The sequence below is a fragment of the Parafilimonas sp. genome (assembly GCF_047606085.1).
Taxonomy (GTDB): domain Bacteria; phylum Bacteroidota; class Bacteroidia; order Chitinophagales; family Chitinophagaceae; genus Parafilimonas.
In genome coordinates this window covers 1-11,249 of the sequence record NZ_JASGEX010000004.1, presented here as the reverse complement: position 1 = coordinate 11,249, position 11,249 = coordinate 1, and the positions used below count along the sequence as shown (strand labels likewise).

7 protein-coding genes, 1 rRNA gene and 1 pseudogene are annotated in these 11,249 nt (G+C 41.0%); 1 reads left to right on the top strand and 8 read right to left on the bottom strand.

Annotated features, from left to right (window positions below; translation table 11 throughout):
* From QM629_RS00715 to galK, 8 genes and pseudogenes are all read right to left on the bottom strand, one after another.
* Positions 1–1,056, bottom strand: a 16S ribosomal RNA gene (locus tag QM629_RS00715); the annotation flags it as partial.
* Between the two features lie 750 nt (positions 1,057–1,806).
* A complete protein-coding gene (locus QM629_RS00710) occupies positions 1,807–2,403 on the bottom strand; it encodes an AcvB/VirJ family lysyl-phosphatidylglycerol hydrolase (protein ID WP_415156157.1) in 597 nt (198 codons plus the stop codon).
* An 89-nt stretch (positions 2,404–2,492) separates the two neighbouring features.
* Positions 2,493–2,711 (bottom strand): transposase, encoded by a 219-nt coding sequence (locus tag QM629_RS00705; RefSeq protein ID WP_415156155.1) that lies wholly within the window; start codon positions 2,709–2,711, stop codon positions 2,493–2,495.
* Positions 2,674–3,570 carry an ISAs1 family transposase gene (locus QM629_RS00700; protein ID WP_415156159.1) on the bottom strand — a complete coding sequence of 299 codons (897 nt, stop codon included), beginning with the start codon at positions 3,568–3,570 and terminating at the stop codon, positions 2,674–2,676. Before QM629_RS00700 ends, QM629_RS00705 begins: the two co-directional genes overlap by 38 nt.
* A 552-nt stretch (positions 3,571–4,122) precedes the next feature.
* Positions 4,123–7,281: a glycoside hydrolase family 2 TIM barrel-domain containing protein gene (locus tag QM629_RS00695; RefSeq protein WP_415156153.1), complete on the bottom strand. Its 3,159-nt coding sequence runs from the start codon at positions 7,279–7,281 to the stop codon at positions 4,123–4,125.
* A gap of 256 nt (positions 7,282–7,537) precedes the next feature.
* Positions 7,538–8,586 (bottom strand): annotated as a pseudogene (locus tag QM629_RS00690) (UDP-glucose--hexose-1-phosphate uridylyltransferase).
* 1 nt (position 8,587) lies between these two features.
* Positions 8,588–9,220, bottom strand: coding sequence for an NUDIX hydrolase N-terminal domain-containing protein (locus tag QM629_RS00685; RefSeq protein ID WP_415156151.1), 633 nt, complete (start codon positions 9,218–9,220; stop codon positions 8,588–8,590).
* Positions 9,221–9,237: 17 nt separating this feature from the next.
* The gene (gene galK, locus QM629_RS00680; protein ID WP_415156149.1) at positions 9,238–10,416 is read right to left on the bottom strand and encodes a galactokinase; all 1,179 of its coding nucleotides are present in this window, start codon (positions 10,414–10,416) and stop codon (positions 9,238–9,240) included.
* A 271-nt stretch (positions 10,417–10,687) separates the two neighbouring features.
* Here galK and QM629_RS00675 point away from each other — a divergent pair, with 271 nt between their 5' ends.
* Positions 10,688–11,104, top strand: coding sequence for a hypothetical protein (locus tag QM629_RS00675; RefSeq protein WP_415156147.1), 417 nt, complete (start codon positions 10,688–10,690; stop codon positions 11,102–11,104).
* Positions 11,105–11,249: the final 145 nt, after the last annotated feature.

The window sequence follows — 11,249 nt, the reverse complement described above, 5'->3', positions numbered from 1 at the left end:
CGACAGCCATGCAGCACCTTACGATCTGTGTATTGCTACAAAACCGGCTTTCACCGGCGGTCAAACCGCATTCTAGCCCAGGTAAGGTTCCTCGCGTATCATCGAATTAAACCACATACTCCACCGCTTGTGCGGACCCCCGTCAATTCCTTTGAGTTTCAACCTTGCGGTCGTACTTCCCAGGTGGATTACTTAATGCTTTCGCTCAGACACACACTGTGTATCGCGTATGTCGAGTAATCATCGTTTAGGGCGTGGACTACCAGGGTATCTAATCCTGTTTGATCCCCACGCTTTCGTGCATGAGCGTCAATATCTGCGTAGTAAGCTGCCTTCGCAATAGGTATTCTATGTCATATCTAAGCATTTCACCGCTACATGACATATTCTGCTTACCTCCACAGCATTCAAGATATATAGTATCAACGGCAATTTTCAGGTTAAGCCTAAAGATTTCACCACTGACTTACATATCCGCCTGCGCACCCTTTAAACCCAGTAAATCCGGATAACGCTTGCACCCTCCGTATTACCGCGGCTGCTGGCACGGAGTTAGCCGGTGCTTATTCATCTGGTACCGTCAAGTGGGAAAGAATTCCCTTTTTTCGTCCCAAATAAAAGAAGTTTACAATCCAGAGGACCTTCATCCTCCACGCGGCATGGCTGGTTCAGACTTGCGTCCATTGACCAATATTCCTTACTGCTGCCTCCCGTAGGAGTCGGGCCCGTGTCTCAGTGCCCGTGTGACTGGTCGCGCTCTCACGCCAGTTACTGATCGAAGGCTTGGTGGGCCATTACCCCGCCAACTACCTAATCAGGCGCACAGCCATCTTCAAGTGATAAATCTTTAAAATTAAAAAGATGCCTTTCTAATTTGCTATGGGGTATTAATCCGGATTTCTCCGGGCTATTCCCCGCTCGAAGGAAGGTTCTGTACGTGTTCCGCACCCGTTTGCCGGTCGCCATCAAGTATTGCTACCTATGCTGCCCCTCGACTTGCATGTATTAAGCCTGCCGCTAGCGTTCATCCTGAGCCAGGATCAAACTCTCCATTGTAAAAGATTTGATCTGACTATTAATCTCATTGAAAAATTAACGTCGGATATTAATTGTTTTGTTACGCTGCTACCTTACCATAAATACTGCTATTTATGATACTGTTACTTTCCATCTTTTCAAAGATCTTAACCTTAACTCCTTACAGAGTGTAAAGCTTGTAATGTAATATGGGTTTGAACCATTTTGCAGCCTGGCTACTGCTTACATTTTTACGTTTAAAGAACTTAATTTTTAACCCGTTTTTGATTGGGGTTGCAAAGGTAAGAGCCATTTTGTTTCGCTCCAAAATTTTATTAGATAAATTTTGAAATTTTTTATTAACAACCTCTATCGAAAATGAGAAAAAACTATTTGATTTTCAAAGGATTGCAAAGGTAAGGGCTTTTAGTTTATCATTCAAACTTTCTGCACTTTTTTCTTTCAAAACCACCTGGTTTGCATCAATGACCTTTAACTTTTTTTAAGCAGGGGTGCGAAGATAATCAACGCTCATTTACCATTCAAATTTCTTTGCTTTTTTCTTTGGTCTTTAACGTTTTCTATTCAATGAACTCTTTGCTTTTTTAAAAGCGGGGTGCAAAGATAGCTGCGTTTAAATAACCAGCAAATTCTTTTATTTTTTTTCTCAGCCTTTAACGTTTTCTATTCAATGAGCTTTGCTTTTTTAAAAGCGGGGTGCAAAAGTAAGGATGTGCGTATTGCCCACAAAATGTTTTTAAAAAAATGTAATTATTTATTTTATTAAGGTTATAGTTTCTCCATCACATTATGTATAACGGCTGTTATTGCATTATTGTAGTGATGATCCCCCTCTACTTTTATAATGGTTGCCAGCTTATTATTAATCTGGAGTTCGGGCAGATCAGTTTCTTTATCTCCAAACACAATAAGCACCGGTTTGCCAAGCTTATTAATTTCAGCAGGTACACTGCTGCCTCTGTCATTATAAAACAAGTGAATAGTAAAGTCTGTATTTTTTGAGGGAGAAAATAACACAGTGCGCTTCACTTTACTTAATATAGCGGGTGCAAGTCTTGTTTGAATAAAAGGCATTACATCTGCACCAAAAGAATATCCCAGCAACAGCACTTCTTTTCTTTGCCACAACGACAGATACTCCTCTATTAAGCCAGATACATCGCGGGCCGCATCTTCAGGGCTTTTTGTATGCCAGAAATATGACTTTGCATTTAAAGCTACAACAGGGTAACCATTGGTATTCCATTGCTTTATAAAAGCATTTGAAAAGCTGTTAAAACCGCCATCGCCGCTTATATACAAAACAAGTGGTTTGCTCATGTCTTTACTGCTTAATGTATCAATGGGCAGGTTACTGGCTTTCACGTGATTTAATTGCAGCAATAATAAAACTGCAATTACGAATTTACTATTTATCATATACCGGTTTCATTGCTTTATTCAGGGCAAACGCATTAAAATTTGTTAGCCATATTCAGAACGGTAAGAAGATAGTCTTTATACCAGCTGCACTTTTTTCTTTTAGTTTTCACACTTGCTTTTTGAGCGCCCCTTTTGTCATCACGTTGCTGCAGCAGATTTAAGGCTATTTTATTAATGAAGGAGAAGTTTTCGGCGGCATGGCCTGCTCTTTTGCTACTTTTGTCTTCTCCAAACGCTACATCCAATACCATGCAGTTTGTTTTCTGCGCCCCGGTGCTCCCTGACTGCCCGATTAAAAAATGCAGCATCTGCCTGACGGCTGCTTATATAATATCTTGTTTGTAACTGCGTTTCACCAGTTGATTTAATGGTGCGCTCACTTTGTATTTTTATCAGGGTTTGCAGGCCTTCCCATTTATCTTTTTTGCATATCCACTCTGTATCGGTAATAATGCCGCAGGTTCTTTTTTCAATACGGCCATGACCGGTATTAACCGATGTGGCTGACTGAATGGCTGTTTCCCTGTCAAAGGCTTCCTGTATATCATCGTACAGGTGGCCCTGATTGCCCTTTACGGCTAAAATATAATCCGCTTCTTTGCTTACAATTTTAGATGCAATTTCCTGCTGGCAGCCCATTGCATCAATAGTTACAAGGCAGCCTTTTATTTCCTGCATGTCCAGCAACGCAGGTATGGCTGTTATTTCACTGCTCTTATCGTTTATCTTTTGTTGCGCCACTACCATATTATTGGCATTACTCCAGGCGCTCACCATGTGCATGATAGCTTTATTGCCTTTCTCGCCGCTATTGCACATCCGCCTGCCGTATATGCTTATAATCCGGCCTTCGGTTAGCCGCGCAACATCCTTCAACCTACTCATAAAACATTGCTGTAATGCCTGCGGCTCTATCAGTGAGAATACACGGTTAAATGTATCATGCAATGGTATCCCATTAGGCAACTCCAATATCGTTTTTAACCAATCATATCTAAGCTCTCCAAACTCTTCTATATCATTCCATTCATCGCACCCGCAAAGCGCAGCGGCTATTGTTATAAATATAATGTCATGCAGCTTTCTTCTCTCTATACGAGGATCTGGCAGCGCTTAAAGTGCTACATTATTGTTGTCATCTTTTTTTTGACGACAAGCAAATCAAAATTATTCTTTTATTTACCCGCTCCGGATAATTTTTGCCGTATTTTCTTTGCAAATAGCCTATTGTGCATATCTTGACTCTATAATAAGAGACTTAATAAATTGCGGTTTATAATTTTACCTGTTGCCTGCATAATGGCTTGCTTTTTTAAAACATGCGCAAAATAATTTGTCGTTTATTATAGATAGCATAAGAGATTTTATTAACACACTCCCTTCACAAAAAGCCTATCGTACCCTTAATCCAAAGTATGACATATTTTATTGCATGTATAAACCAAACGGCATACAGCATGGTATATAACCTTCGATACAGATGGCAAAACCTGGCTTGTAAAAAATATACTCAATAACCATACGAGAGATTACCTAACTTATATACGCAGCAAATAGCAAATAAACTGCTCCTGCTTTTATTGCCAAAGCTTTATCATTCACTACAATAGCTTTAAGCTTACAGGCTCACATTAATTAAAAGGGTTCGCAGTGTATGAAGGATTACTCTGCATCAACAAGCTTAATAATATAACTGTAAGTATATTGTTTATCAAGCAGCCGGTATTGCTCATGCGGCAAAGCGCCCCAGCTATTATCACCGCCAACCCCCCTTTGCTTTAAGTCAATATGAACATTGATGGCGTTGTATGGCGGAAGGTCTGACGGATGCCGCTGCTTTTTTGTATTGCCCGGGTCAAGGTCTTCATCCCTGTGCTCAATAGCGCTGAAACATATTGGCTGCACGCCTTCAACATGCAGGCCATTACCTTTATCATCGGTTAATGCAAACCAGCGCACATCTGTTTTATAACCGCTTTCCTGCGGCCTTATGTAATTATAGGTATATTGATCTTCCACACTATCGCTATATAAGCCAATAAACGCAGATTCATTCCTGTCATTATAATTTTCCCAGGGGCCGCGGCCATAATAATCCAGGTAATGATATTGCTTGGACAATTCCATGCGCATGCCAAAACGCGGCAGTTCAGGCAGGTTGCGGCCTTCCATATCTATAGACGCTGTTACTTTTATGCTGCCATCATCCCGGATAAAATAATCAACCGTATAAGACACGTTGATGCCGGTTAACTCATATTCAGCTTTTATATTAACGCCGCCTGAATCCTGGCTGCCGACAGTAATATTTTTTACAGTAATATTTTCGTATGCACTGCGCCAGATGCCAAGCCGCTCCGGCATGTTATTGCCAAAATCATTATCGGTTGGAGCCCGCCAGAAATAAGGTTGCGGTAAACCGTTCATCTTTACGTTTAAACTTTTATAGCTGGTAAAAATGCCCCGCTGTAAATCAAATTCGCCTGATATAAGGCCTGATTGAAAAATGAGTTTGGTTGAATCTTTTGTTACCTGGAGATCGCCTGTTGTTGAATAATCTTTTGTAAAATAATCGCCGGTTAATTTAAATTGTTCAGTTGCCGCTACATGGCCTGCAGGAATTAACCCCATGACATTTTTTGTGGTAGCTGTAACGCTCAAAAAATACTCATCTCCTGCTGTTGCATTTACAGCCGGCAGCGGCAGCGCAATATCTTTGTATTGCCGTGGAGCTAAATCAACCGCAAAATTCCCCTGTTTTTCCAGCTCCCCGTTTTTATACAGCTGCCATTTAAAATTATATTCATTAAGATTGGTAAAGCCCAAAAGATTCTTTACGGTTATTATGCCTTTTGAAATATTTTTTGCGCTGAAATAAATATCCTGGTACACTTTTTTTACTTCATTCAGGCCCGGGTGAATGGTGCGGTCTGATGCAATTAATCCATCAGCGCAACCGTTTTCATCGTTCTGCAAATTAAACCCGCCCAAATCGCCGCCATAAGCATAGTAAATGTTTCCTGCCGCATCTTTTGCACGTATGCCCTGGTCAACCCAATCCCATATAAAACCACCCTGCATTTTTTTGCTGCCGTATATTATATCCCAGTATGCCCTGAAATTACCATTTCCGTTACCCATTGAATGGGCATATTCACACATAATATAAGGCCGCGTTTTACTGCTGTCAGCAGCATATTTTTTCATGCTGCTGATGGATGGGTACATCGGGCAAACAATGTCTGTGTTCCAGTCTTCGCCGGCCTGCTCAAACTGCACGGGGCGTGTGCCATCTCTTTGCTTTATCCATTTATAGGCGTCATGAAAAACCTGGCCGTTGCCGCATTCATTACCCAGTGACCAAATAATAACAGAGGGATGATTTTTATCCCGCTCTACCAAACGTTTCTCCCTGTCCATAAACATGGGCGCCCACTGCGGCAAATAAGCCGGATGCACACTTGAATCAAACCTGCCCTGCAATGCCGCACCCATGCCATGCACTTCTATATTGGCTTCGTCAATAACATATAACCCATATTCATCACACAGCTTATACCACAATTCATCGTTGGGATAATGAGAGCAGCGCACCGCATTGATATTGTACGATTTCATTAACTGAATATCCCGCATCATTAATTCCTTTGAAGGCACATGACCGTTTACAGGGTCATGCTCATGACGGTTAACTCCATGCACCACCACAGGAACGCCGTTTACAAGCAGTTGCGAATTTTTTATTTCCACTTTCCGGAAACCAATTTTAGCGCCCGTATAAGAAACAACATTATCTGCTGTTTTAAGTGTGATAATGCAATTGTACAGGTTCGGTTTTTCAGCGCTCCATTTTGAAGGGTTGATAATTATGCCGCTAAACTGAACTACCCTTAAGTTCTCATTAAATGGTTTTACAGTTTGCTGTTGCGAGAATACCTTTTCACCTGATTTGTCAAATAATTCAAGCGTTACGCTGCCATAATTTGTTGTATCTCCGGTAAACTTTCTTAAAGTAATATAGCTATTGAATAGGCCATCCCTGTACAAGTTATCAAGCCCAGACTTTAAAAAGAAATCCCAAACAGAAAGCTTAGGCAACGCATATAAAAACACATCGCGCTCAATACCGCTGATGCGCCAGAAATCCTGGTCTTCCAGGTAGCTGGCAGCGCTCCACCTGAACACCTGCACCGCCAGCACATTATTCCCTTTTTTAAGATAATGTGTTATGTTAAATTCGGCAGGCGATTTGGCAGCAGCGCTTATTCCTACTTCACGGCCGTTTACATACACAATAGCATACCCTGCAATGGAACCAAAATGCAGCAACACCTGCCGGCCATCCCATTCATCGGGTATGGTAAATTCTTTCCTGTATGTGCCCACAGGATCATCGCTGCCCACATAAGGCGGGTTTTTGGGGAAAGGATAAATAATGTTTGTATAGATGGGAATGCCAAAGCCTTTCATCTCCCAGTTGGAAGGCACGGTTATATCGTTCCATGTTTGTGTATTAAGGCCCGGCTCATAAAAATTTTTTATACGGGTATCCGGGTCTGCTGCATATACAAATTTCCAGATGCCGTTCAAAGATTTATAATAAGGAGAATTGCTGTAATCATCATTGATTGCATCCGCTTCATTTGAATACAGCAGGAATGAGGTATGCGGCTTTTCTTTATTTTTTTCAAACAGCGTTTCATCTTCCCATGAGTTGGCTTGCGGCTGTGCCAGGCTCGCAACAGGCAATGCAAACAGCAGCAGTAGCAGCAGGTAATTCTTCGATTGGCATATCGGGGCTTTAGAATGTGTTCCAGGCATGGTTATTTTACTTTTCAGTTTATTGAAGTTGTTTATATTTTTAAATTTAAACATCATTGATAGTGCCTTTTCCTAATAAAAGCACTTGCTGTTATTCAAACCACAAGAATCATAGTTTTTATATTAGTTGATGAAAATACTATCATCCGCTATATATGCAATACTAATGTTAATTCTTAATTCTATGTAATTTCTATGCGCCTGTTCCGTAAGCTGCATGGTACAAATTGCGGCGCACAATAAAGTCTGAACAGGCTCATTGTTGCGTATAATGAACAGCGCTTAATGACCTTAATTTTTCAGCCGCAAACTCAGCCGTTATATCGCGTTGCGGATTGGCAAGCATCTCATACCCCACCATGAATTTCTTTACGGTGGCAGACCGCAATAACGGCGGGTAAAATGTATATGAAAATGCCATTCTTCATGCGCTCCGTCATTTACAGGCGCCTGGTGTAATCCTGCAGAATAAGGAAATGAGATTTTAAACAGGTTATCGTACTTGGCGGTAAGCTGTTTCAGAATAGATGCAAAAGCATCCTTCTCTCCTTCAGTAAGCTGCAATACAGTTTGAATATGCCGCTTGCTTACAATCATGGTTTCGTAAGGCCATACCGCCCAGTAAGGAACAAGCACAACAAAATGTTCATTCTCCAAAACAACGCGTTCCTGCTTTTGCAATTCTATTTCTATATATGCTGAAAGCAGGCTTTTACCATACCTTTCAAAATACTTCTTTTGCTGCGTTGTTTCTTTTACAAGCTCCAGCAGCACCGAAGACGATGACCATATTTGCCCGTGCGGATGCGGGTTGCTGCAGCCCATCACCTCGCCTTTATTCTCAAATATCTGTATGTATTTTATGGAAGGATTTAAAGCGATTTCGCCAAATTCTTTCTGCCATACTTCAATTACTTTTTTAATATCCCCTTCTGCCATTCGCGGAAGCGTGAGATCGTGCCTGGGCGAAAAGCAAATTACTTTACAAATACCGCTCTCACTATTGACAATCAATAAACCTTCTTCGTTAACAGAACCTGCCGGGGTACCGGCAAGCAAGGCGGAATAATCGTTGGTAAAAACAAATGAATCTGTATAATCAGGGTTAATGCTGCCGTCGGCCCTTTTGTTGCCGGGGCATAAATAACAATTTGCATCATAAGCAGGCCGGTTGTTTGCTGGCAGGTCTTCCACTTTTCCCTGCCAGGGCCTTTTGCTCCTGTGCGGTGAAACCAGTATCCAATCGCCGGTAAGAATATTTAATCTTGTATGAGGATGTTCTTTTAAATCGAAAAGTTGTGGCATATTAATCGAATAGGGTAGTAAAATTGTTGGTGATTATATTGCTGTAAATAGTTTTGATCTGTTCTTCCAATACCCTGTCTTTTGAAAGCGGCGGCAGCGCATCAATAGAAAACCAGCCTGCGCCCAGCATATCAAAAGCAGGCTTTAGCTCAATTGCCGCATCATCAGGCCCGCAATAAAAAAACATTTTATACACGTACCAGGGCTGTGGCGGATGCGGGTACATGCGCTTATCAAAAACAGCCGCCAAATGTTTGCAGGATACTTTAATTCCTGTTTCTTCAAACACTTCCTGAATGGCAATTTCAGATGGCGTTTTACCAATATCGGCCCAGCCGCCGGGCAGCGACCAGCAATTATCAGCTTTTTCCTGTACCATCAGGATTTCTTTTTTATCGTTCAGCACCAGCGCCCGTATATCAACTTTTGGAGTGGGATAATCTGCACAACCGGTAAAAACAGTTGCAGAAATTTCCGGCGTGAGTTTTAATGCGCCGCCTATTATTTTTTCACTTAGTTCTTTCAGTTCGCGATACCGTTCTTTATCAAAACTATTTTCAGGAGAATACAATAAACCTATATCTGATATTGATTTTATTCTTTTGGCAATGTCTAATATGGTTTCTTCTGTCATTTTGTTTTATACCATCTTTAAACGCCGGGCACAGCTATGTTTTGATGAACCAGCGATGTTCCGTTTTCAATGCCCGCAATATAATGATCCAGATCTTTATTAAAAGCCTGTTTATATAAAGGCTTTAATTTTTGCACCAGGCTTTCAATGGCATCTTCTTTAATAATATTGATGGTGCACCCGCCAAAACCGCCGCCCATCATTCTTGCCCCAATTATATCAGGGTTATCTTTTACGGCATCCACCAAAAAATCAAGCTCCCCGCAGCTCACTTCATATTCTTTGCTTAAGCCTTCATGGGTGCGGAACATTTTTTTACCCAATGCTTTTATATCATCCTGCTGCAAATCGGCGCAGCCCTGCAGCAAACGCCGAATTTCTTCCACTATATATTTACATCTCTTATAAATTAATGCATCTTTTGGCAATACATATTCATCCAGCATTTGCATGGTAACATCGCGCAGGCTTATTACTTCCGAATGATATTCTTTTACCCAGGCTACGCCCTGTTCGCACTGCCGCCTGCGTTCATTATAGGCTGAAGACGAAAGGGAATGCTTTACGTTTGTGTTCAGCAGTAAAATCTTATAGTTTTTTAATTCAAAAGGCACATATTCATATTCAATGGAACGGCAGTCTAATCGTATTACATGATCTTTTTTGCCAAACATGGAAGCAAACTGATCCATGATGCCGCACATTACACCTGCGAAAACATGCTCTGCTTTTTGCGCCGCCTGCACCATCTGCAGTTTTGATAAACCCAGCCCAAACAATTCATTCAGCGCAAAAGCGGTGGCGCATTCAACAGCAGCAGAAGAAGACAGGCCTGCACCAAGCGGCACATCGCCATCAATCAATAAATTAAAACCGCCAAGGGCAAAACCTTTTTTCTGTAATTGATCAACAACACCTAAAATGTAATTGGGCCAATGCTTATCGCTTATTTCAACCGAAGCAGTATTTACAATATGGCTTTCATTATAATCAGCCGCATACAGATGAATTTCATCATCACCGCGTTTTGTGAGGGCAACGTATATCGCTTTATCTATGGCAGCGGGCAATACAAAACCTTCATTATAATCTGTGTGCTCGCCGATAATATTTATTCTTCCGGGGGAACGGATGATGAGTGGCGAAGCTGAACCGGCATATAGCCTGGCAAACTGTTCTAAGATTTTATCTTTCATTTTATTCTGCTTACTCTGCAAATTTTATATATGGCGATGCGAATTTTCAAAGATTATTTTTTATAATATAACAGGCAAATTCTGTGAAAAAATCCACATCTTTTTAACAACTGTTATACCTGCGCATATTTTGCCGATTAACAAGGGCAGAAAATGCGCATACAACCTTAAACCTTTTAGGCATAATGTTTGAATTTCAGAAAAAGCAATTATTAAACAAGCTGAAAAAAGCAGCAAAGAAGTAAAAAAATTTGTCTTAAATTACATAGATATGGTAAATACGCTACCCATAACCAATATTGAAAATATCAGCCGTTTTGAGCACGCAGTTTTCTATTGCATCAATCAATCTTCAGAGCGAATGCCTGTAGGTGTTGTCAGCAATGTAAAAATTGTAAAAAACAATCTCCTGGAGTTTTCATTATCCCATTTTCCGGTGCTGGAAAACCAATGGAATGTATTTGGGGCTGAGCTTTATTTTTACAGAAAAGGCATTCCGTTTAACATGAATGTACATGGAACGGCCTGGTTTAACAATGTGGATGAATTAACCGTTCAATTTAAAGTATTGTATGTAGAAACCGCAGGCATGCCGGAAGAAAAGGAATATTCATTGCAGGAGACACTGGCAGAATTTTTCAGCCATACAGGCATGTTATTCAAAAGAATGATCGTAACCGGCTTATAAGCAAGCCATATCTTTATATATAGTAAACACCGGATAAATTTGTGCATCGGCAATTTGTGCCTGCTTTATCGGTCCGTAAGATTAGTTCACGTTCTTACACGTCATTCCACCGCCGCGGCGGTGGAACCTGATCATAATTTAAAGT

Coding starts and splice junctions, on each gene's coding strand:
- QM629_RS00705 (WP_415156155.1), bottom strand. CDS start 2,711: ATGGTATTGGATGTAGCGTTTGGAGAAGACAAAAGTAGCAAAAGAGCA.
- QM629_RS00695 (WP_415156153.1), bottom strand. CDS start 7,281: ATGCCTGGAACACATTCTAAAGCCCCGATATGCCAATCGAAGAATTAC.
- QM629_RS00685 (WP_415156151.1), bottom strand. CDS start 9,220: ATGACAGAAGAAACCATATTAGACATTGCCAAAAGAATAAAATCAATA.
- galK (WP_415156149.1), bottom strand. CDS start 10,416: ATGAAAGATAAAATCTTAGAACAGTTTGCCAGGCTATATGCCGGTTCA.
- QM629_RS00675 (WP_415156147.1), top strand. CDS start 10,688: ATGGTAAATACGCTACCCATAACCAATATTGAAAATATCAGCCGTTTT.